Origin of the sequence: Pseudomonas sp. PB106 (genome assembly GCF_009764645.1) — a bacterium.
Classification (GTDB): domain Bacteria; phylum Pseudomonadota; class Gammaproteobacteria; order Pseudomonadales; family Pseudomonadaceae; genus Aquipseudomonas.
This window is the reverse complement of record NZ_RWIM01000170.1, coordinates 1-22,144: the sequence shown is the minus strand read 5'-3', so window position 1 is coordinate 22,144 and position 22,144 is coordinate 1. Positions and strand designations below refer to the sequence as shown.

Below are 22,144 nucleotides of genomic sequence, written 5' to 3'. Positions count from 1 at the left end.
AGCCTTCGGCAGCTCCTACAGGAGATTGCGTTTCTTTGTAGGAGCTGCCGAAGGCTGCGATCTTTTGATCTCCAACCTCAAGCGCCGAAATACCCCGCGCAGCACTTCTTGAACTTCTGCCCGCTGGCGCACGGGCAACTGTCATTACGCCCCAATTTCAGCTGCACCGTCGGATCGATGAAATACCAGCGTCCAGTGTTCTGCACGAACGAGGAGCGCTCGCGATGGCTGTGTTCACCCTGATCGTCGTGCCAGCGCGCGGTGAAGGTGACGAAAGCATGTTCCGGCTGACCGCCGAAGACTTCCGAACTCTCCACCTCAAGGCCGAGCCAGGTGCTCTGCGCGCTCCAGTCGCTGATCGACTGACGATTCAGTCCCGCTTGCTGAGCAGGCAGCGTGGTGGCCACCAGATAGTCGATCAAGCCCAGCACGTAAGCGCTGTAGCGCGAGCGCATCAGGGCTTCGGCGCACGGCGCAGGGTGGCCGTCGTGATAGTGACCGCAGCAGGCATCCAGCAGATTGCCGCTGCCGCACGGGCAAATGGCTGTACTCATTGCATTACCACCAGTATTTCCCGAAGTTTTCCGGATTGGCCCAGAAGCGTGAGTTGAGCCAGTCGGGGACTTGTTTGTATTCAAGCAGATCATAGGTGAACAGGGTCAGCACTTGATCGTCGCGCTGAAAACGTTCGCTGGCCTGCAGCGCCAGCGAATAGAAGTCGGTTTCCTGCCAGCCGCTGGCCGTCAGATCCGCCAGCACCGCAATGCGACTGGCGTTGAGATTGCGAATGCCGCCTAACAGGTTCAGGCCATCGCGCTTGGGCAAATGTTCCAGGCAATCGACCACCAGCGCCAGATCGAAACGCTGCGCCGCCAGTTCGGCGGGCAAGGCGCCCGGTGCGGCGTGGGCGACGACGGTGTCCGGGTGCGCCTCTTTAAAGGCGCTCAGGGCCGGAAACTCGCTGGCGCCGATCAGCAGCAGACGCGCCGGGGCGTAGCGATCCAGCAAAGCGGCCAACGCCTGTTGCGGCGTGCGGGAAGAAATGGCGACGTTCATCGAAGCTCCTCAATCAGACCGCCAAGACTAGCCTGCCTGACTGCAGCGGCAAAGGGCCCTGTTTCGCCGGTTTGCGGCAAAAGCGTCAAAGTCCTGTGAACACGCTCGCAAACAGCAGTGGCCTATTGCTGGCGGAGATTAAAACTCCGGTCTTTACTCCCTGAATCGGTTCTAAGCCGATCCCTCAGGAGAAAACCAGATGAGCATAGTTCGGACAGCATTACCTTTGATTCTGCTAACCAGTGTGTTGACTGGTTGCGCAGGTTTGCAGAAAACCGACTGGCCGACCTGCGCGGCGGTCGGTGGTGTTGTCGGTGCCGGTCTCGGCGCGACGGAAAGTTCGGCATGGGCCGGCTACGGCGCGTTGCTGGTCGGTGGCACGGCAGCTGCCTATTGCTGGGTGCACGGTGATGGCGACGAAGACGGCGATGGTGTGCCGGACAGCCGCGACAAGTGCCCGGGCACGCCTAAAGGCGTACAGGTCGATGCTGACGGTTGCCCTCCACCAGCGCCTGCGCCAGTGGTCGAAGAAGCAGTAGTGGTTCAGGAAGAAACCATCGTTATTCGTGATGTGCACTTCCAGTTCGACAAAGCCACATTGACCGGTCCAGACAAACAAGTGCTCGACAAGGTCGCTACTCGACTGAAACAGGAATCCTCGACTGCGCAACTGACCGTGACCGGTCACACCGACAGCGTGGGCAGCGATGCCTACAACAAGAAACTGTCGGATCGTCGTGCGCACTCGGTGGTGGACTACCTGATTCAGCAGGGTGTGCCGCGCGCCAGCTTCGTTTCGGTGTCCGGTCTGGGTGAAAGCCAGCCTGTGGCCGACAACAAAACCGCTGACGGTCGCGCGCAAAACCGTCGTACCGAAATCAAAATCAAGCGTTAAGCCCCTCTCGCATCCGCGGCTTGTGCAGTCGCGGATGCGGGTCTTTACTCCTGTGTAACCGGTATGGGCCGGTGACACAGGAGCTTTCACAATGACTGTTTTCTCAAGGTCCGTCTTACCGGTACTGCTGCTAGGCAGCTTGCTCACCGGTTGCGCCACCCACAGCGATGGCGATGCCCCCCTCAATCAACGTACATGGCCGATCTGCAGCCTTATCGGCGGGCTGGTCGGTGGCGGTCTCGGCTCCATTGAAAGTGCTGGCTGGGCCGGTGGCGGCGCTGCGCTGGGGATACTCACTGGCGGACTGATCTGTTACGCCCAGGACGGCGATGAAGACGACGACGGCGTGTTCGACCGCCGCGACCGTTGCCCGGATACGCCGGCCAATACCCCGGTCGATCACCGTGGATGCCCATTGCCGCAATATCCGGTCACCGAAAAAGTGCCGGAGCCTGCACCGCAAACTGAAGTCATCACCCTCAGCGATGCCGGCAACGTTTTGTTCGATTTCGATAAATCCGACCTGACCCCAGCAGCCAAAGCCCAGCTCGATACGCTGATGGACAAGCTGCGCAATGCCGACGTGGTGAGCATCAAGGTCATCGGTCACACCGACAGCAAAGGTTCGGATGCATACAACCAGGCATTGTCTGAACGGCGTGCGAGCAGTGTCGCGGCGTATCTGCTGAGCCAGGGCCTGGCACCGAACAAACTCACCAGCGAAGGTCGCGGCGAAAGTGAGCCGGTGGCTGATAACGCCACGGATGAAGGACGCGCGCAGAACCGCCGAGTGGAGTTGCACATCAATCGTTAAGAAGCGTCTGTAGGGCGCAGGCTAGAGCTGCCGGACGACGATCAGCGGCGTTTCGGCAGCTATTTGGCAGGCGATGGAAGTTTTTTCATTTACCCCTCTGGCTTATCCCCCGCAGAAGCCGTTACTGTGCGCCCAAAGAATAATTCGCAACACGGGGGAGCGTATGAAAGTGTTCTGGGGGCTGGGGCGTTTGCTGACCCTGCTGTTCTGCTGCGTGGTGCTGGCCAATCAGCTGGTGCCGTTCGTTCATCCGCTGCACCTGCTGGTCAATCTGGCCGGCGGTCTGTTGTTGCTGATCCACGTACTCGAAGTGCTGCTGTGCAACCGCAGCCTCAAGGGCCGTCCGCACCCTTGGCGTGACCGTGGCCGCATCCTGCTGTTCGGCGTATTCCACCTGCAAACCATCTCGGCCCCGGCCGCTCCGGAGGCTTCTTCCCATGCGTAAACTCTGCTTGCTCGCTGCATTCATCAGTCCATTGGCCTGCGCCCAAGTGGTCAGCGTCGAAACCAATTCGCTGATGCGCCTGCCCAACACCGCCAGCACCTTGCAGCTGGAAAAGCTCGAAGTGGCCGATTACGGCACCTTGCTGATTCCGGCCAACGTGACCGAGTTGAGCGTCGGCGAATTGCGCCTCGGCCATGAAGCACGTATTGCGATCGTTCCGGGTGAACAGGCGCTGGACTTGAAAGTCATTCGCGCAGAATTGAGCGATGGCAGCCAGATCACTGCGCGTGGCGCACCGGGCACTTATGAGAAAGCGGCCCGTGCGGGACGTAATCTGAATCTGCAATTCAAGGCGTTGAGCGCGCCACAGCTGCTGGTCGATGCCCGTGGCGGCACGGGCGCGCCGGGGTTTGTCGGTCTGGATGGCGGCAACGGTGAAGACCCTGGCTGCACCTATGGCTCGGCCGGGCATGGTTTTGATGGCAGCAACGGCAGCGACGGTCAGCCAGGCGCACCGGGTGCGCTGGTGCGCCTTGAAGTGCCGCGCGAATTTCCCGCCGAGCTGATCAAGGTCAACGTGGCTGGCGGTGCCGGTGGCCCGGCGGGTGTTGGCGGCAAGGCCGGAAAGGGCGGCAAGTCCAAGGGTTGCCTGGTGTACCGCGCCGATGGCGGCAAGAACGGCAAGGCCGGGGCGGATGGTCAGCCTGGGCCGGTGGGCGCAGCGGGTGCGGTGACTGTGCAGCGCCTGTAAAAGCAGACCCTCACCCCAGCCCTCTCCCGGAGGGAGAGGGGGCCGACCGAGGTGACTCACGCTATCCATCGACCTGAAAAACCGAGTCGATTATGGATTCGGCAGAGAATTTTCAAGTCGGCGTATCTCTTCAATATCCCCCATTCAGTCCCCTCTCCCCCCGGGAGAGGGCTAGGGTGAGGGGCTTTTGATCTAATCCCCGATCTTCAAATCATCGGCCGAGCCGCCGCAATCGCCACCAACACCAACCCGACAATCAGATTAAGCCCCACCACCCGGCGAATCCGCCCCAGCACCGCCGCACCCGCGGGCCAGTCTTTCGCGTCTACCGCCGTCCGCAGCTCAGGCAGCATGAGGCCCTGAATGCGGATAAACAGCGCCGTCATCACCACGTACAACCCGATCATCACCTGCACGTATTTCGGCGCGGTCTCGAAACCGACCTGCTGCAAATGCAACATGCCCACGCCACTGATCGGCAGCAGGATCACCGCGACCCACACCCAACGAAAAAAACCTTGAAACACTTCCGCCCACAAAGTCAGTCGGGCAGGGCCGTCAAGGGCCTTCACAGCCGCAGGGCGCAAGACCATCCAGGCGAAAAACATGCCCCCGACCCAGACCAGCGCGGACAGGACATGCAAGGGATAAACGAGGCTAAAAGGTGTCATTGGGGCACTCCGTTCTGCGCGGGATTAATTAGCGGGGTATGATAGCCGCCATCCGAAACCACTGAAAATTTATCCAGCGTTTTTTGCGCCCGACAATCCATGATCAGCACTGAACTCAAAACCACGATCCAGGGCGCCTACTCGCGTTTTCTAGAGGCCAAGAGCCTCAAGCCGCGTTACGGCCAGCGCCTGATGATCGCTGAAATCGCCAAAGTCCTCGGAGATATCGACACCGACGACGAAGGCCGGCGCAGTGGCGACCCCGCGATTGTCGCGGTGGAAGCCGGCACCGGTACTGGCAAGACAGTGGCCTACAGCATGGCGGCGATCCCCACGGCCAAAGCTGCCGGCAAGCGTCTGGTCATTGCGACTGCGACCGTCGCGCTGCAAGAGCAGATCGTCTACAAGGATTTGCCCGACCTGATGCGCAACAGCGGGCTGAATTTCACCTTCGCTCTGGCCAAGGGTCGTGGTCGCTACATGTGCCTGTCCAAGCTCGACATGCTCTTGCAGGAAGGCCACGCGCAAACCGCCACCGCTCAACTGTTCGAGGAAGAAGGCTTCAAGATCGAGGTCGATGAAGCCAGTCAGAAGCTGTTCACCAGCATGATCGAGAAACTCGCCGGCAATAAGTGGGACGGCGACCGCGACAGCTGGCCGAATGCGCTGGAAGACGCCGACTGGGCGCGTCTGACCACCGACCACAGCCAATGCACCAACCGTCATTGCCCGAACTTCGGCCAGTGCGCCTTCTACAAGGCCCGCGAAGGCATGGGCAAGGTTGACGTCATCGTCACCAACCACGACATGGTGCTGGCTGACCTGGCCTTGGGCGGCGGTGCGGTGCTTCCTGATCCACGCGACACCATTTACGTGTTCGACGAAGGTCACCACTTGCCGGACAAGGCCATCGGCCACTTCGCCCACTACACGCGCCTGCGCTCCACCGCCGACTGGCTGGAAACCACTGCGAAGAACCTGACCAAGCTGCTGGCCCAGCATCCGCTGCCGGGAGATCTCGGCAAGTTGATCGAACAAGTGCCGGAGCTGGCGCGGGAGATCAAGGCCCAGCAACAGTTCATGTTCAGCGCCTGCGAGCAGGTTGCCGACTTCAAACCCGGCGAAGACGTCGAGGGCCGTGAGCGGCCGCGCTATCGTTTCGTCGCCGGGGTGATTCCCGAGCACATCCGCGAAATGGGCATCGAGCTGAAAAAGGGCTTCTCGCGTCTCAACGATCTGTTCACGCGCCTGACCGACCTGCTCAAGGAAGGCATGGACGGCGAGGTCAACATTGGCATCGCCAGCAACCAGGCGGAAGAGTGGTATCCGCTGTTCGGCAGCCTGTTGTCCCGTGCCTCCGGCAACTGGGAACTGTGGACCGCGTTCACCGCCGAAGACCCGGAAGACAGCCCGCCAATGGCGCGCTGGCTGACCCTGGCCGAAAGCGGTTCACTGTTCGACATCGAGGTCAACGCCAGCCCGATTCTCGCCGCTGAAACCTTGCGTCGCAGCCTGTGGAATGTCGCCTATGGTTGCCTGGTCACCTCGGCAACGCTGACTGCGCTGGGCACGTTCGACCGTTTCCGCATGCGCGCCGGCTTGCCGAAAAAAGCCGTCACCGCCGTGGTGCCGAGCCCGTTCCATCACGCCGACGCCGGTGTGCTGCGCGTGCCCGATCTGAAGGCCGATCCACGCGATGCCGCCGCGCATACCGCCGCGATCATTCGTGAGTTGCCGGATCTGGTCGAAGGCTCCCGCGGTACGCTGGTGCTGTTCTCTTCACGCAAACAGATGCAGGACGTGTTCGACGGTCTCGACCGCGATTGGCGCAAGCAAGTGTTCATTCAAGGCAACCTGTCGAAACAGGAAACCCTGAACAAGCACAAGGCGCGGGTCGACGGCGGCGATTCCAGCGTATTGTTCGGTCTCGCCAGTTTTGCCGAAGGCGTCGACTTGCCGGGTGCTTACTGCGAGCACGTGGTGATCGCCAAGATCCCGTTTTCGGTGCCGGACGATCCGGTCGAAGCGGCGCTGTCGGAATGGATCGAGGCCCGGGGCGGCAATCCGTTCATGGAAATCTCCGTGCCCGACGCCTCGCTGAAACTGGTGCAGGCCTGCGGACGTTTGCTGCGTACCGAAGAAGACCGCGGCACCATCACTTTGCTGGATCGGCGCCTGGTCACTCAGCGCTACGGCAAAGCGATCCTCAATGCGTTGCCGCCATTCCGTCGTGAAATATCCTGAGACAACGGTGGGCAGTTTTGCCCGCCGCGCTGTCTATCTCTCTGCCATGCTTTTCCATTGGCCTTAAGTTGGTCGTTAGGGAGAACTCCGTTCTTATGATCCGCCGTTCGTTGCCTGCCGTATTCGCCTTGATTTTCGCTGCGCCATTGCTCGCGGCGCCCGCCGGTCAGCAGACCCTGTTCAACTTTGTCCGTCCTGCCGACGTGGTGAAGATCGCCACCGAAAACGCGGATCTGCCGCAAGCCAACGCCGAGCAAACACCGGAAGGCGAAGTGCTGCGCCGGGTGACATTCAACCCGGTGGCCCGCCCGACCTTGCGTTTGACGCCGCAGACCGGTGCGTGGGACTGGTCGCAGTCGGGGATGATGACCCTGCGCCTGCAGAGTGCGATGAACTGGGCGGTTACCGTTTACGTGCAAATCCAGAGCAATGACGGCCGCACGCTGACCAGCCGCGTCGATCTGCCGGCCGGTCCTGCGCAGACGTTGCTGGTGCCACTGGTGGCCTCCACACCTATGAGCCAAGGCATGAAGGCCGGCCCGCCGATGCCGATGACTGTCGATGGTCAGCGCATTTTGCTGGCCAGCAGCAGCGGTGAGATTGATCGCAGCCAAGTGGTGTCGGTGAGTTTGTCGATGGATCAGCCGAAAGTTGCGCAGAGCTTGCTGCTCGAGCGTTTCGGCGTGCAGGACGGCGAATCGGTCACCCAGGCGGTCTACGGCAATCTGGTCGACACCTACGGGCAATCGACCCGCAGCAAATGGCCGGAAAAAGTCAGCAGCGACGAACAACTGAAATCTGCCGCCACCAAGGAACAGCAGCAGCTGAAAACCTGGCTGGCCGAGCGCGAGAAGTCCTCGCTGGACAAATTCGGCGGCTGGAACAAAGGCCCGGCCTTCAAGGCCAGCGGTTTTTTCCGCACGGAAAAGCGTGATGGCCGCTGGTACCTGGTCACGCCTGAAGGCCATCCGTTTTACTCGTTGGGCGTGAATACCGTCGCGCCGGACGTCAACCAGACGTACGTGGCCGGTCGCGAGTACATGTTCGAATCGCTGCCCAAACCTGACGAACCGCTGGCCAATCACTTCGGCGAAGGGGATAACCGTGGCGGCAACGGCGCCGATCAAGGTCGGGGCTACGGCAACGGCCGCTGGTACGACTTCTATGGGGCCAACCTGCAGCGTGTCTACGGCGACCCGTGCAAAGCCGACAGCGAAAGCAAATCCGGGGTCGCGGAAGCGGCGAAGGCTGACGCGGCTGAAACCGCCGCCGCCAACGCTACCGAGCCTGCCGCGGTCCCGGTCGAGCCAAAGTCTGGTGTCGCCGAAGCGGCCAAGACTGACGCGGTGCAAGTGACCACCGAAAAGGCTGTCACCCCGTGCAAAGCCACCGTCGATGAACAGCAATGGGCCAATCACATGCTGGATCGTCTGCAAGCCTGGGGTTTCAACACCATCGGCAACTGGAGCGCCGATTCGCTCAGTGATGCCGAACGCGTGCCATACACCTTGCCGCTGTCGATCGTCGGCGATTACACCAGCATCAGCACCGGCAGCGACTGGTGGGGCGGCATGCCGGATCCGTTCGATCCGCGTTTCGCCATGGCCACCGAGCGTGCCGTGGCCATCGCCGCCCGCGACCATCGCGATGATCCTTGGCTGATCGGCTATTACGCCGACAACGAACTGGCTTGGGCCGGCCCCGGCGACGATCCGAAATCCCGTTACGCCTTGGCTTACGGCACCTTGAAGATGACCACCGACGTGCCGGCAAAACGCGCGTTCCTCAAGCAGTTGCGCGACAAGTACCGCAATCAGGCCGGGTTGTCGAAGGCGTGGGGCATTGATCTGCCGGCGTGGGAACTGATGGAAGACCCGGGTTTCGAGCCGCCATTGCCAAGCCCGGAACACCCGGAAATCGAGGCGGACTTCAAATATTTCCAGAAAGTTTTCGCCGACACCTACTTCAAGACCATTTCCGACTCGCTGAAATGGCACGCGCCGAACCAGCTGCTGCTCGGTGGCCGCTTCGCTATCAGCACACCGGAAGCGGTGGCGTCCTGCGCGCAGTATTGCGATGTGCTGAGTTTCAATATGTACACGCTCAAGCCGCAGGATGGTTATGACTTTGCGGCGCTGGGGGCTTTGGACAAACCGGTGTTGATCACCGAATTCAACTTTGGCTCCGCGGACCGTGGCCCGTTCTGGGGTGGCGTAACGCAACTGGCCAAGGAAGAAGATCGCGGCCCGGCGTATGCCAACTTCCTCAAGCAGGCCTTGAGCGAGCCGTCGATTGTCGGTGTGCACTGGTTCCAGTATCTGGATCAACCGGTGACCGGGCGTTTGCTGGATGGTGAGAATGGGCATTTCGGCTTGGTCGGGGTGACCGACCTGCCGTATCAGGGTTTTGTCGAGGCCGTGCGCAAAAGCAATTTGCAGGCGATTGATCAGCTTGGCAAAGATGCTGAGAAAGCCGCCGCAGCGGCGGGGCATGAAGCTGAAGGCGGCCGCAAAGGCGAGGCCGGCAAAGGGCCGGGAGCAGGGCATGCCGGTGGGCATTCGGGGAATGGTCATTAACGGGTGATGGCCTGAACAGATCGCAGCCTTCGGCAGCTCCTACATGGGAACGCGTTTCTCTGTAGGAGCTGCCGCAGGCTGCGATCTTTTGATTTTGCTTTTAACCGTCTGGCCCGCAGCTGTTCCCAAATCCTTCAAGGGCTGGAACAATGCGGGCCACTTTGTAGAGCGTTTGCGCGGGGGAGTTGCGGGTGCAGATTCAGGGACATTACGAGCTTCAATTCGAAGCGGTGCGCGAAGCTTTTGCGGCACTGTTCGACGATCCCCAGGAACGCGGCGCAGCCCTGTGCATTCAGGTCGGTGGAGAAACCGTCCTCGACCTCTGGTCCGGTACCGCCGACAAGGACGGCGCCGAGGCCTGGCACAGCGATACCATTGCCAACCTGTTCTCCTGCACCAAAACCTTTACCGCCGTCACCGCGCTGCAACTGGTCGCCGAAGGCAAGTTGCAACTGGATGCTCCAGTCGCGCGCTACTGGCCGGAATTCGCTGCTGCCGGCAAGGAATCCGTCACCCTGCGCCAGTTGCTCTGCCATCAGGCCGGTCTGCCGGCCCTGCGCGAACTGCTGGCGCCCGAAGCTCTTTACGAGTGGCAAACCATGGTCGACGCTCTCGCGGCCGAAGCACCGTGGTGGACGCCGGGTGAAGGCCACGGTTATGCCGCGATTACTTACGGCTGGCTGGTCGGCGAACTGCTGCGGCGTGCCGATGGCCGTGGGCCGGGTGAATCCATCGTCGCCCGCGTGGCCAAACCGTTGGGCCTGGATTTCCACGTGGGGTTGGCTGACGAAGAATTCCATCGCGTGGCGCACATTGCCCGCGGCAAAGGCAATGCTGGCGACGCCGCCGCGCAACGCCTGTTGCAAGTGACCATGCGCGAACCGACCGCGATGACCACCCGTGCGTTCACCAATCCGCCGTCGGTGCTCACCAGCACCAACAAACCTGAATGGCGGCGCATGCAGCAACCGGCGGCCAATGGCCACGGCAATGCGCGCAGCCTCGCCGGGTTCTACGCCGGGTTGCTCGACGGCAGCCTGCTCGAAAGCGACATGCTCCAAGAGCTGACCCGCGAACACAGCCTCGGCGAAGACAAAACCTTGTTGACCCGCACCCGTTTCGGGCTGGGCTGCATGCTCGATCAACCGGATGTGCCTAATGCCACCTATGGCCTCGGCCCGCGAGCGTTTGGCCATCCTGGCGCGGGCGGTTCCATCGGTTTTGCTGACCCGGAGCATGATGTCGCCTTCGGTTTCGTGACAAATACTCTCGGGCCTTACGTTTTAATGGATCCGCGCGCGCAGCAGCTCGCACGGGTACTTGCCACTTGTCTGTAAAGCATCAGCAGAGTTTCCAGGGTCGGAACCTCGACAGGTTTTTGGTTTCAAATCGATCGTTTATCCGGGCGAAAGTGCTCTGATTTTTCATTACTTCATTTTGTGGATTTTCAATGTCATCTAAAAAGACCCTCGCCCTGGCCCTGTGTGTAGCGATCACCGGTTGCGCACAGACCCCGAAAAACGATGCGGACGGCAGCAGTTGGTGGCCGTTCGGCTCCTCAGACAAAGTAGCGGCCAAAGAGCCGGCGCCGGCTGCGTTGAAGCCTGCCGCTAGCGCACCAGTGGCCAAAGCTCAAAGCAGCAACCCTTGGTATTGGCCGTTCGGCTCCGATGATGAAGCGGTCAAGGCCGACATGAAGGCCGAAGTCGCTCCTGAAGCGAAAAAACCGGTCACCGTCGCCAAGGCTGACGCCGACACCGGTAGCAAATGGTGGTGGCCGTTCGGTGGCAAGGATCAGCCAGCCACCAAAGCCGTGCCGATGCCGGATCCGAAAGTCACCCAAGCCTGGCTCGACGATTACGAGCCGCGCCTGCGCGAAGCCGTCAAGGACAGCAATCTGCAACTGGAACGCCGTGAAAACGCACTGGTCGTGACGGCGCCGGTAGAAGGCTCGTTCAACCCTGATCGTCCGGCGATGCTGCTGCCGGTCACCCTCGGCCCGTTCACCCGCGTGGCGAAAATCCTCGAAGCTGACCCGAAAACCGCCGTTCTGGTCTTGGGCCACAGCGACACCAGCGGTTCTGCGCCAGCCAACATCAAGTTGAGCCAGGAGCGTGCCCAAGCCATTGCGGCGATTTTCCGCCTCAGCGGCTTGCAGCGTGATCGCCTGATGTTGCGCGGCATGGGTTCCGAAGCGCCGCGTGCGGCCAACGACAGTGTTGAAGGTCGTGCCTTGAACCGTCGCGTCGAACTGCTGGTGACCCCGCAGAACACCATGGTCGCGCTGCTCAGCAAGTACAACATGCCGGCACCGAAGCCAGTGACCATGGTCGCCGCGCAGGACGTCAAGCCAGTGGCCAAACCCGTGACCCCGGCTCCAGCGGCGAAGAAAGCCGCTGTACCCGCAAGCAAAAAGGCCCCGGCCAAGAAAGCCGCTGCCAAGGCGCCCGCAAAAAAAGCCCCGGCCAAGGCTCCAGCGAAGAAAACCACGCCAGCCAAGGCCGCAGCGACCGACAAGAAAGTCGCCGCGACCGATACCACCAAGAAGTGATCCGCTAACGAAAAGGAATGCGCCATGACCCAGGCTCTGGCAGATATGCGTCGTGATTACACCCGTGATGGCCTGACCGAGGCGCAAGCCCCGGCCGAGCCGTTTGCGCTGTTCCACCAGTGGTTTGCCGACGCGTTGAAAACCGAACAGGCGCCGGTGGAAGCCAACGCCATGACCCTGGCCACGGTCGATGCGGATGGGCGTCCGCATTGCCGCATTCTGCTGCTCAAGGGCCTGGACACGCAGGGCTTCACCTTCTTCACCAACTACGACAGCGCCAAGGGCCAACAACTGGCGGCCAATCCGTTCGCCGCCATGACCTTCTTCTGGCCAACCCTTGAGCGCCAGGTGCGCATCGAAGGGCGGGTGGTGAAAGTCACGCCTGAGGAGTCCGACGCGTATTACCAAGTGCGTCCGCTGGGCAGCCGTCTCGGCGCTTGGGCATCGCCGCAGAGCCGGGTGATCAACGGTCGCGGTGAACTGGAAGATCTGCTCAAGGCCACCGAACAGCGTTTCTCCGAGAGCCAACCCGACTGTCCGGAACATTGGGGCGGTTACCGCTTGCTGCCTGAGCGCATCGAGTTCTGGCAGGGCCGTCCGAGCCGTCTGCACGATCGCCTAAACTACCGCCTGCAGGGCGCCAACTGGATTCTTGAACGTCTGGCACCCTGAACAGTCTACCGAGCGGGATACTCTGCTGAAGCGGCCTCCAGCCACTTCGGCAGATCCCGGCGTTTGATCTTCTGCGCCTGAGCGCGTGCCAATTGGTCAAGCATGAAGGTGCGTTTGCCTTCGTCCTTGCCCGCCAGCGACAGCGCCAGATCGCGGTCCATCCAGCGCTTGATCCGCATGTACAACCACCAATGGAAGTACAAACCGGCGGCAGTGGTGACCACGATGATGAAGTAGTCCATGAAAATCCTTGGTCTCGAAGGGGCAGAATCAGCCATTTGGCGCTACTGTAGGGCTATGTCAGGGAACGCGTGCAGGCGTCTGTACCGCGCCTGAATGAAAGCGAATTTGTCCGGGCTGCGTCGTGACAGGCGTCAAGCCACGGAGTTTAATGAATATATGTTCCTTTGGAGTTGATGCTATGCGTAAGTCTGTTCTGCTAATTGCTTCCTTTTCCACGATGGCGATGTTGCTTACCGGCTGCCAATCGAGCCTGACCGGTGACTCCTACTCCCGTGACGAAGCGCGTCGCGTGCAGACGATTCGCATGGGCACCATCGAATCCCTGCGCCCGGTCAAGATCGAAGGCACCAAGACCCCGATCGGCGGCATCGCTGGTGCGGCAGTCGGCGGCGTTGGCGGCAGCGCTATCGGCGGCGGCAAGGGCAGCATCGTTGCTGCAGTCATCGGTGCGGTGGCGGGTGGTCTGCTCGGCTCGGCGACTGAAGAAGGCTTGACCCGTACTCAAGGCGTGGAAATCACCGTGCGTGAAGACGACGGCAGCATGCGTGCCTATGTGCAGCAAGTGCAGGAGAACGAAGTGTTCCGCGTTGGCGAACGCGTGCGCATCTCCACCGTCGGCGGGACCAGCCGCGTTTCGCACTAAGCGGGATGTAGGATGAAGAAAAACCCCGATCAGGCGACTGGTCGGGGTTTTTTTGTTTGCCCGTATTAACTGTAGTCAAACGAAATTTGATAGTCGTTGTTAGTCAGAGCGATTTGATGTTGAAAGTACGGTTGAATAGTAGAAACCCACTTTTCGACGACGTTGAAGCTGCCATTATTGATGTTGCCGGCTACCGGAATGCCTAAGGCATTCAGTACTGATTCATCATCGCCCAGATCTTTCGACGACTCCTCGCCTTTCAATTGCAGTGTTGCTGAGTCGTACCACTCCAATCTCAGTTCCAGTCCCATCTCTTCCTCACAGATAGCTTTTTTTGATGCTTCTTTCTTTTATCGGTCCTTCGCGTTGCTCACCTGTGTAGGGATCGAAGGCTCCTAAGTGCGTTCCATCGCTTCGGTACATCTCTAGCTCTCCATGCCTTGAATCCCATTCGTAAATTTTCTTCCCTTTGGCATCTGTCCAGCGCTTACGAAGTCCACCTCCGCCCTGAACCGGATTCTTGTCCTTAACCTTTTTCAAGTCTGGAAATGCTGTGATTTGTTCTGTAGTCGGCGGTTTATGGTAGCTGTGGCCAGCAGGTGCCAAGCCTTTTCGTGCTGTGTTCAGTACAACGTATAACGGTTTTACTCCGGAGTGCGCCGGAAAAACCAGAATAAAATCCCGGTACTCCGGTGGGTAAACCGGATTCACCAACATCCCGTCAGCCGCTTTCGTCGGCGGATACACCCAGATATGCGGGGCCTGTGGTGCAGCCTCCAACGCAGGAATGCCGAGGATGTCTGAACCGTCCACGGCAGGCGTCCAGATCAGTTCGACGCCCTCGCCAAGATCTGCAACAAACTGCCGGCCACGTGCACTGAACTGCACGACATCAACCATTTCCCAATCGCGATTCTTGCCGGTGTAGAAGCCATAGCCCTTCAGGCTGCCATCGGCCTGCTGCTCCACCTGCAGACGCACGCGGGTGCGAGCCTGTTTGAGGTCGCGTAATTGGTCTTCGGTGTAAAGTGCGCTGTCGCCGAGTGTGGGCGTCCAGACCATTGCGACAAGCCCGCCGAGTAAAGCTGCACCCGTTGCACCGATGACTGCAGCGGCACCCAGGACTGGAAGTGCCAGCGTCGGCGTGCGCAGGGCGAGTTGACCAACGCCAAGTGCGACAGTGCTGCCGCTGATGGTTTGCAGATTCAGCAGCCCCGCATCGTCAACTTCACGGCCGCCCAGCAGGATGAGTTCGCCGTAATCCTTCAGGCTGTCAGTCGGCACCATGCCCGAAGGATGGGAGTAATCGATGATCGCATCCGGCAACTTGCAGGACTTGGCGAATACGCAGCCAGCCCGAACGGGCTCAGGCTTTTTGATCGCCACCTCACGGCTACGCTCGAAAGCCTCCTGCCGCGCCAGCATGGCGTCATAAGCGTTTTGTCTCGCGTCACGTTCAGCCAGTTCACTGGCCGTCATATAGCGGTAAGTGACGTGATGCCCGTCGCCTTGCGGTGGGTTGGAAACCCGGGGAGTGTCCTTGTTGCCAGCCACTGATCATCCTTTCGTTCATCCATCGACAACCCTTCGCAAAGGGCTGCGCAACGTTAACGAAGCAGGAAAAGTGTGGCTGTAGGACGTGTCTCTAAAGACGTGGGGATTTGTCGCTGTGGTATTCCGGCGGGCGAGGGGCGACGTCCCCTCGCCGCAGTTTTTCTAGGCGTTAGCCAATGCTGTGTTGCGCCGACTCGCCGCCGCCGTCACCGCATAACCAATCAACGCCGCCAGAATCGAGCCGGTCAAAATGCCCATTCGGTCCATGCCGGCGTAATCACTCACGCCCGGTTCGAAGGCCAGTGAGCCGACAAACAGGCTCATGGTGAAGCCGATCCCGCAGAGGATCGCCACGCCCAGTACCTGACCCCAATTGGCGCCTTGGGGCAGGGCGGCGATGCCGATTTTCACGGCCAGCCAGGTCAGGCCGAACACGCCGACGGTCTTGCCCAGCAGCAGGCCGACCGCAATGCCCATCGGCACATGATGGGTGAAGCTTTCGACGGTCACGCCGCTCAGCGACAGCCCGGCGTTGGCGAAGGCGAACAGTGGCAGGATGCCGTAGGCCACCCACGGATGCAGCGCATGTTCAAGGGTCAGCAGCGGCGACGGCTCGGCGTTTTTCGTGCGCAGTGGAATGCAGAACGCCAGGGTCACACCGGCCAGCGTCGCGTGAACACCGCTCTTGAGTACGCAGACCCAGAGGATCAACCCGATGATCATGTATGGCCCGAGTTTGACCACCCCAAGCCGGTTCATCGCCACCAGTGCCGCGATGCACGCCGCCGCCAGACCCAGCGATAGAGTGGACAGTTCGCCGGAGTAGAAGATTGCGATGATCACGATGGCGCCGAGGTCATCGATGATCGCCAGGGTCATCAGGAACAGCTTCAGCGACACCGGCACACGCTTGCCGAGCAGGGCCAGCACGCCTAGGGCGAAGGCGATGTCGGTAGCGGTCGGAATCGCCCAGCCATCAAGGGCTGCCGGATTGTCGCGGTTGAGGAACCAGTAGATCAGCGCCGGCACCAGCATGCCGCCAACCGCTGCCGCACCGGGCAGGACGATCTGCGACGGCTTGGACAGCTGACCGTCGAGCACCTCGCGCTTCACTTCCAGACCGATCAGCAGGAAGAACATTGCCATCAGACCGTCGTTGATCCACAGCAGCAGGGGTTTAGCGATTTTCAACGCACCGATCTGCGCCACCACCGGGGTGTCGAGCAGGCCGGTGTACAACCACGACAGCGGCGAGTTGTTGATAATCAGGGCCAGGATGGCCGCTGCGATCAATAACAGACCGCTGGCAGCTTCCAACTGAAAGAAACGCGTGAAAGTGCTACGCAGAGGCAAGGTCGCTCTCCATCGATAAAGTCAAAAGGTGGGACACCCTAACCCGTACTGTTAGTTGTTAAAACAAAAGTTATATTCTTTTTTGTTATATGTCGTTACAAGGTGTCTGGCCCAAGCCACGCTGAGCCTAGCAGTTGCCTGACATATTGAGACTCAGCTGTATCTGTGCCGGCTATAGGAAATTTCCTAAGCTGATGAGTGAGCCTTTCGAACCGTTCCATCTCCTGCCGATTCAACGAGAACCATCACCATGAGCGACAACCGACAGTGGGCCCGCGAAGCCATCCGCATCATCGAAGCGGATTTTCAGCGCAGCGCCGACACCCACCTGATCCCTTTGCCGCTGCCAGGTTTTTCCGGTATCGAGTTGTATTTCAAGGATGAGTCCAGCCATCCGACCGGCAGTCTTAAACATCGCTTGGCGCGTTCGCTGTTTCTCTACGCACTGTGTAACGGCTGGTTGAAACCCGGCGCGCCGGTGATTGAGGCGTCCAGCGGTTCGACGGCGATTTCCGAGGCGTATTTCGCGCGCATGCTCGGTTTGCCATTCATTGCGGTGATGCCGGCGACCACCTCCAAAGAGAAGATCGCGCAGATCGAGTTCTATGGCGGCAAAAGCCATCTGGTAAAAGATCCGACGCAGATCTACGCCGAATCCGAGCGGCTGGCCCGTGAACACGATGGTCACTTCATTGACCAGTTCACCTACGCCGAGCGCGCCACCGACTGGCGTGCAAACAACAACATCGCCGAATCGATCTTCCAGCAGATGCGCTACGAAAAGCACCCGGAACCGAGCTGGCTGATTTCCAGCCCCGGCACCGGCGGCACCACCGCGACCCTCGGTCGTTACGTGCGTTATCGCCAGCATTGCACTCGCGTGTTGTGCGCCGATGCCGAGCGTTCGGTGTTCTTCGATTACTACCAGACGGGCGACGCAAGTCTGCGCCTGGATTGCGGTTCACGCATTGAGGGCATTGGCCGGCCACGGGTGGAAGCGTCGTTCCTGCCCAAGGTCATCGATGCGATGGTCAAAGTGCCGGACGCCTTGTCGCTGGCGGCCATGCATTATCTGGCGCAGCGTCTGGGCCGGCATGTTGGCGGGTCGAGCGGGACCAATCTGATCGGCGCCTTGATGGCGGCGCAACAGATGAAAGCGGCGGGGGAGTCGGGGTCAATCGTGGCGATTCTGTGCGATGGCGGCGAGCGTTATGCCGACACGTATTACGATCAGGATTGGCTGAAAGCGCAGGGGTATGAGTTGGCGGGGTTGATCGACGCGGTGGCGGCGAGTGCCGAGCGGGGGGAGGCGTTGCCGACTTCAGTCCTGCGCGCCAATATCTGACACACCGAAATCAATGTGGGAGCTGGCTTGCCAGCGATGGCAGTGGTTCAGTCAACATTAATGTTGAACCTGAGTCCGTCATCGCTGGCAAGCCAGCTCCCACAGGGGGGGATGTCAGGGGATGCTGATTAGTCAGTCAGGCCGAGAATATCTCGCGCAACGGCTTCGGCAATCCGAATCCCGTCCACACCCGCCGACAGAATCCCGCCCGCATAACCCGCGCCTTCACCGGCCGGGAACAAGCCTTTGACGTTCATGCTCTGCAGCGTTTCGTTACGGGTAATGCGCAGCGGCGACGAGGTGCGTGTCTCGATCCCGGTCAACACCGCATCGTGCAGCGAGTAACCGCGAATCTGCTTCTCGAACGCTGGCAACGCTTCACGAATTGCTTCAATGGCAAAGTCCGGCAACGCCAGGGCCAGGTCGCCCAGCGCTACGCCCGGCTTGTACGACGGCTCGACTTCGCCCAGTTCGGTCGAAGGAATGTCGTTGATGAAGTCGCCGACCAGTTGCGCCGGCGCCTTGTAATCGCTGCCACCCAAGATGAAAGCGTGGGATTCCAGGCGTTCCTGCAACTCGATCCCGGCCAGCGGGCCGCCCGGGTAATCGACTTCCGGAGTGATGCCGACGACGATACCGGAGTTGGCGTTGCGCTCGTTTCGCGAGTATTGGCTCATGCCGTTGGTGACCACGCGATTCGGCTCGGAAGTCGCCGCCACTACGGTGCCGCCCGGGCACATGCAGAAGCTGTAGACCGAACGACCGTTCTTGGCGTGGTGCACCAGTTTGTAGTCGGCAGCACCGAGTTTCGGGTGGCCAGCATATTTGCCCAGACGGGCACGGTCGATAAGCGATTGCGGGTGTTCGATGCGGAAACCCACCGAGAACGGCTTGGCTTCCATGAACACGCCACGGCTGTGGAGCATGCGGAAGGTGTCGCGGGCACTGTGACCGAGGGCCAGAACCACGTGCTTCGAATGCAGGGTTTCGCCACTGGCCAGCTCGACGCCGACCAGTTGACCGTCTTCGATCAGCACGTCGGTGACGCGTTCCTGGAAGCGCACTTCGCCGCCCAGTTCGCGGATCTGTTCGCGCATGTTTTCAACCATGCCGGTCAGACGGAACGTACCGATGTGCGGCTTGCTGACGTAGAGGATTTCTTCCGGCGCGCCGGCCTTGACGAATTCGTGCAGGACTTTGCGCCCGAGGAATTTCGGGTCTTTGATCTGGCTGTACAGCTTGCCGTCGGAGAACGTGCCCGCGCCGCCTTCGCCGAACTGCACGTTGGACTCAGGGTTAAGCACGCTTTTACGCCACAGGCCCCAAGTGTCCTTGGTACGCTGACGGACTTCAGTGCCGCGTTCGAGAACGATCGGCTTGAAGCCCATTTGCGCCAGCAACAGACCGGCGAAAATCCCGCACGGGCCGAAGCCGACGACGATCGGGCGCTGGCTCAGATCGCTCGGCGCTTCACCGACAAATTTGTAGCTGACATCCGGCGCCACGTTGACGTTACGGTCGTCGGCGAACTTGCCCAACACCTTGGCCTCGTCGCGCAGTTCGAGGTCGATGGTGTAGATGAAGCACAGTTCGGAGGACTTTTTGCGCGCGTCGTAGCTGCGCTTGAACAAGGTGAAATCGAGCAAGTCATCGCTGGCGATGCCCAGGCGCTGCACGATGGCAGGGCGCAGGTCTTCTTCGGGATGGTCGATTGGCAGCTTGAGTTCAGTGATTCGTAACATGGCGAGGATCCGGGTTCGCGGGGCGCACAACTGCGCCAGGGCGTTTGAAGGCCGCGATTATAAGCCGCAAAGGCCGGATCCGGTGAGGCTAAAACGCTCAGTCGTCGCGCGATCCGCCGAAATACCCGCAACCGCGTTGCACCTGACCGTCGATGCGCAGTTCGGCGCTCATGTGCTGCACACTGCCGGTGCTGCTGTCGACGCAGCGTTGCGGCGCGACCCACAATTCGATGCGCTGATTGTTGGCTTCGCTGCTCAGGTTGAAGCGGCCGTCGCCCAATTGATCCTCAATATAGGGCACGGCGAGGGGTGGCTGACCTTCGCGGTCGATGACCATGCCTCTGCCGCTGACTTTGACGTTCCATTCCGGGCCATGGCCGGTGGCGCGCAGGATCAGCAGTTTGAAATTCGGATCATCACACGCGGTGCCGGAACGCTCGACGCGATACAGCTGAGTCAGATCGAGACGATCGGCCGAGACTTTGCCGCGCACATCGGCGAACAGCTTGCCTTGCTCGTCGGCCAGAGTGGCAGCCTCTTGCAGAATGCTGGTGCCGCCGATGTCATTGACCACCAGTTGGCGCTGATCTTGGCACGGCTGGAACACCAGTTTGCCGTCGGCGGCGGTCAGTTGCCCCTGCATCCGCGTCTGCCCGACGTGCGAGGCACTTTCTCGCGGGCCATCGAACAACTGGCAGGCCGCAAACAACGGCAGCAGGGCAACAACGACTAACGAACGGGCAACACGCATCTTCGGCTCTCCAGACAAGTGCCGCCACGTTACGCAGCCTGTCAGTCAAATGCAAAAGATCGCAGCCCACGGCAGCTCCACACAGGAATACGCGTTTCCATGTAGGAGCTGCCGAAGGCTGCGATCTTTTGATCTTAACCAACGTGAAACGTCTGACCGGTTTGCAGGCCTTCGACACTTTTCGCGTAGGCCAACGCCACGTCGGCTGCGGGAACTGGCTTGTAGCCCCGGAAGTACGGTGCATATTTACCCATCGCTTCCAGCAACACGGTCGGGCTCACCGAGTTCACCCGCAGCCCGCGAGGCAGTTCGGTGGCGGCCGCACGGACGAAGCTGTCGAGAGCGCCATTCACCAGCGCTGCCGACGCGCCGCTGCGGATCGGGTCGTGGCTAAGCACGCCAGTGGTGAAGGTGAACGAGGCGCCATCATTGGCGAATTCACGACCGATCAGCAGCAGGTTGACCTGGCCCATCAGCTTGTCTTTGAGGCCGAGGGCAAAGCTGTCTTCATTCATCTCACCCAGCGGAGCGAAGGTGACGTTGCCAGCGGCGCAGACCAGTGCGTCGAACTTGCCGGTCTGCTCGAAGAGTTTGCGGATCGATGCGCTGTCACTGATATCGACATTGAAATCACCGCTGTTGCGACCAATACGGACCACGTCGTGACGCTGCGAGAGTTCTTTGTCCACCGCCGAACCGATGGTGCCGCCAGCGCCTATCAACAGAATTTTCATCGAGCTGTACCTCAATTGATTGAACGAGGTTTCAGTCTAGAGTGGTTTTTTCTGCGGATAAGCGCACTAATAGGCAACCTTTGGTTTTCAAATGGAAACAATCCATGAGTGAAATGGATGACCTCGCGGCCTTCGCGGTGTTGATCGAGGCCGGCAGTTTTACCTTGGCCGCGCAGCAACTGGGTTGCAGCAAAGGGCAGTTGTCCAAGCGCATCAGCCAGCTCGAAGCGCAGTTTTCCGTGGTGTTGCTGCAGCGCACCACGCGGCGCTTGAGCCTGACGGCGGCGGGCGCGGCGCTGTTGCCTCAGGCGCAGGCGCTTGTCGTCCAGGTGGAAAAGGCGCGTCAGGCCTTGGCGCGCTTGAAGGACGACATGGCCGGCCCGGTGCGCATGACGGTGCCCGTATCGCTGGGGGAAACCTTCTTCGATGGTTTGTTGCTGGAGTTTTCGCAGCAGTATCCCGAGGTGCAGATCGAGTTGGAGCTGAACAACAGTTATCGCGATCTGTCCCGCGATGGCTTTGATCTGGCGATTCGCTCTGAGGTGGCCAATGACCAACGACTGGTGGCCAAGCCGCTGTTGGCCTGGCAGGAAATGACCTGCGCGAGTCCCGCCTATCTGGATCGATTTGGCGAACCGGCGACGCCACAGGCGCTGTCCGATCACCGCTGTTTGCTCAACAGCCACTACAGCGGTCGTGAGGAATGGCTGTATCACCAGCAGCACGAATTGTTGCGGGTGCGGGTGTCGGGGCCGTTCGCCAGCAATCACTACAACCTGCTGAAGAAAGCCGCGCTCAGCGGCGCCGGCATCGCCCGGTTACCTTCTTACCTGTTGCAGGCGGAGTTGGCTGACGGTCGATTACGCTGGCTCCTGCGCGATTTTCAGACGCGGCGCATGCCGATGTACCTGGTGCATCCGTATCAGGGTGGTTTGCCGAAACGCACACAAGTGCTGGCGGATTATCTGATTGGCTGGTTCAAGCGCAGCGGCGAGGCGCTGGATCGATTGCAGCGTTGAACCCGTGAACACCACTCCCCTGTAGGAGCTGCCGAAGGCTGCGATCTTTTGATCTTGTTGTTAAAAAGCCAAATCAAAAGATCGC

At 60.4% G+C, this 22,144-nt stretch carries 22 protein-coding genes; 12 read left to right on the top strand and 10 right to left on the bottom strand.

The window, feature by feature from the left end; genetic code table 11:
* Window positions 1–77: 77 nt before the first annotated feature.
* Both EJA71_RS22125 and EJA71_RS22120 read right to left on the bottom strand, forming a co-directional pair.
* A complete protein-coding gene (locus EJA71_RS22125) occupies window positions 78–554 on the bottom strand; it encodes a YchJ family protein (RefSeq protein WP_158959657.1) in 477 nt (158 codons plus the stop codon).
* A 4-nt stretch (window positions 555–558) separates the two neighbouring features.
* Entirely contained in the window at window positions 559–1,056 is a 498-nt protein-coding gene (locus EJA71_RS22120) for a DUF6231 family protein (RefSeq protein WP_158959656.1), read from the bottom strand.
* Between the two features lie 199 nt (window positions 1,057–1,255).
* Between EJA71_RS22120 and EJA71_RS22115 the strand changes: the two genes are divergently transcribed.
* The 4 genes from EJA71_RS22115 (at window position 1,256) to EJA71_RS22100 (ending at window position 3,961) form a co-directional block, all read left to right on the top strand.
* Window positions 1,256–1,951, top strand: coding sequence for an OmpA family protein (locus tag EJA71_RS22115; RefSeq protein WP_158959655.1), 696 nt, complete (start codon window positions 1,256–1,258; stop codon window positions 1,949–1,951).
* Between the two features lie 91 nt (window positions 1,952–2,042).
* Window positions 2,043–2,765 (top strand): OmpA family protein, encoded by a 723-nt coding sequence (locus tag EJA71_RS22110; RefSeq protein WP_158959654.1) that lies wholly within the window; start codon window positions 2,043–2,045, stop codon window positions 2,763–2,765.
* Between the two features lie 163 nt (window positions 2,766–2,928).
* Window positions 2,929–3,210, top strand: coding sequence for a DUF1145 domain-containing protein (locus EJA71_RS22105; RefSeq protein WP_158959653.1), 282 nt, complete (start codon window positions 2,929–2,931; stop codon window positions 3,208–3,210).
* On the top strand, window positions 3,203–3,961 hold the full coding sequence (locus tag EJA71_RS22100; RefSeq protein WP_158959652.1) for a collagen-like protein: 759 nt from the start codon (window positions 3,203–3,205) through the stop codon (window positions 3,959–3,961). Before EJA71_RS22105 ends, EJA71_RS22100 begins: the two co-directional genes overlap by 8 nt.
* A gap of 206 nt (window positions 3,962–4,167) precedes the next feature.
* On the opposite strand, the gene EJA71_RS22095 is transcribed toward EJA71_RS22100, so the two are convergent.
* Window positions 4,168–4,632 (bottom strand): CopD family protein, encoded by a 465-nt coding sequence (locus EJA71_RS22095; RefSeq protein WP_158959651.1) that lies wholly within the window; start codon window positions 4,630–4,632, stop codon window positions 4,168–4,170.
* Window positions 4,633–4,731: 99 nt separating this feature from the next.
* On the opposite strand from EJA71_RS22095, the gene dinG reads away from it, so the two are divergent.
* The 5 genes from dinG (at window position 4,732) to pdxH (ending at window position 12,675) form a co-directional block, all read left to right on the top strand.
* Window positions 4,732–6,876: an ATP-dependent DNA helicase DinG gene (gene dinG, locus EJA71_RS22090; protein WP_122591523.1), complete on the top strand. Its 2,145-nt coding sequence runs from the start codon at window positions 4,732–4,734 to the stop codon at window positions 6,874–6,876.
* Between the two features lie 95 nt (window positions 6,877–6,971).
* Window positions 6,972–9,452 (top strand): beta-galactosidase, encoded by a 2,481-nt coding sequence (locus tag EJA71_RS22085; RefSeq protein ID WP_158959650.1) that lies wholly within the window; start codon window positions 6,972–6,974, stop codon window positions 9,450–9,452.
* Between the two features lie 191 nt (window positions 9,453–9,643).
* Complete coding sequence (locus EJA71_RS22080; RefSeq protein WP_158959649.1) at window positions 9,644–10,789, top strand: serine hydrolase domain-containing protein; 1,146 nt, start codon at window positions 9,644–9,646, stop codon at window positions 10,787–10,789.
* A 113-nt stretch (window positions 10,790–10,902) separates the two neighbouring features.
* Window positions 10,903–12,003, top strand: coding sequence for an OmpA family protein (locus EJA71_RS22075; protein WP_158959648.1), 1,101 nt, complete (start codon window positions 10,903–10,905; stop codon window positions 12,001–12,003).
* A 24-nt stretch (window positions 12,004–12,027) separates the two neighbouring features.
* Window positions 12,028–12,675, top strand: a complete 648-nt coding sequence (gene pdxH / locus EJA71_RS22070; protein WP_158959647.1) for a pyridoxamine 5'-phosphate oxidase — start codon at window positions 12,028–12,030, stop codon at window positions 12,673–12,675.
* 5 nt (window positions 12,676–12,680) lie between these two features.
* On the opposite strand, the gene EJA71_RS22065 is transcribed toward pdxH, so the two are convergent.
* Window positions 12,681–12,917, bottom strand: coding sequence for a hypothetical protein (locus EJA71_RS22065; protein WP_158959646.1), 237 nt, complete (start codon window positions 12,915–12,917; stop codon window positions 12,681–12,683).
* Between the two features lie 179 nt (window positions 12,918–13,096).
* Between EJA71_RS22065 and EJA71_RS22060 the strand changes: the two genes are divergently transcribed.
* On the top strand, window positions 13,097–13,561 hold the full coding sequence (locus EJA71_RS22060) for a glycine zipper 2TM domain-containing protein (RefSeq protein ID WP_158959645.1): 465 nt from the start codon (window positions 13,097–13,099) through the stop codon (window positions 13,559–13,561).
* A 65-nt stretch (window positions 13,562–13,626) separates the two neighbouring features.
* On the opposite strand, the gene EJA71_RS22055 is transcribed toward EJA71_RS22060, so the two are convergent.
* The 3 genes from EJA71_RS22055 to nhaA all read right to left on the bottom strand — a co-directional run bounded on the left by EJA71_RS22055 (window position 13,627) and on the right by nhaA (window position 16,468).
* Entirely contained in the window at window positions 13,627–13,872 is a 246-nt protein-coding gene (locus tag EJA71_RS22055) for a colicin E3-like toxin immunity protein (protein WP_158959644.1), read from the bottom strand.
* A 7-nt stretch (window positions 13,873–13,879) separates the two neighbouring features.
* Window positions 13,880–15,115, bottom strand: a complete 1,236-nt coding sequence (locus EJA71_RS22050) for a colicin E3/pyocin S6 family cytotoxin (RefSeq protein WP_158959643.1) — start codon at window positions 15,113–15,115, stop codon at window positions 13,880–13,882.
* A 162-nt stretch (window positions 15,116–15,277) separates the two neighbouring features.
* Window positions 15,278–16,468 (bottom strand): Na+/H+ antiporter NhaA, encoded by a 1,191-nt coding sequence (gene nhaA / locus EJA71_RS22045; RefSeq protein WP_158959642.1) that lies wholly within the window; start codon window positions 16,466–16,468, stop codon window positions 15,278–15,280.
* 250 nt (window positions 16,469–16,718) lie between these two features.
* Here nhaA and EJA71_RS22040 point away from each other — a divergent pair, with 250 nt between their 5' ends.
* Entirely contained in the window at window positions 16,719–17,813 is a 1,095-nt protein-coding gene (locus EJA71_RS22040) for a PLP-dependent cysteine synthase family protein (RefSeq protein WP_158959641.1), read from the top strand.
* A 128-nt stretch (window positions 17,814–17,941) separates the two neighbouring features.
* Here the strand turns inward: EJA71_RS22040 and EJA71_RS22035 are convergent, their stop codons facing one another.
* From EJA71_RS22035 to EJA71_RS22025, 3 genes are all read right to left on the bottom strand, one after another.
* The gene (locus tag EJA71_RS22035) at window positions 17,942–19,555 is read right to left on the bottom strand and encodes an NAD(P)/FAD-dependent oxidoreductase (RefSeq protein WP_158959640.1); all 1,614 of its coding nucleotides are present in this window, start codon (window positions 19,553–19,555) and stop codon (window positions 17,942–17,944) included.
* A gap of 97 nt (window positions 19,556–19,652) precedes the next feature.
* Window positions 19,653–20,306, bottom strand: a complete 654-nt coding sequence (locus tag EJA71_RS22030) for a COG3650 family protein (protein WP_158959639.1) — start codon at window positions 20,304–20,306, stop codon at window positions 19,653–19,655.
* A 134-nt stretch (window positions 20,307–20,440) separates the two neighbouring features.
* Window positions 20,441–21,040, bottom strand: a complete 600-nt coding sequence (locus EJA71_RS22025) for a short chain dehydrogenase (protein WP_158959638.1) — start codon at window positions 21,038–21,040, stop codon at window positions 20,441–20,443.
* A 104-nt stretch (window positions 21,041–21,144) separates the two neighbouring features.
* On the opposite strand from EJA71_RS22025, the gene EJA71_RS22020 reads away from it, so the two are divergent.
* The gene (locus EJA71_RS22020; protein WP_158959637.1) at window positions 21,145–22,059 is read left to right on the top strand and encodes a LysR family transcriptional regulator; all 915 of its coding nucleotides are present in this window, start codon (window positions 21,145–21,147) and stop codon (window positions 22,057–22,059) included.
* The last annotated feature ends 85 nt before the right edge of the window (window positions 22,060–22,144 follow it).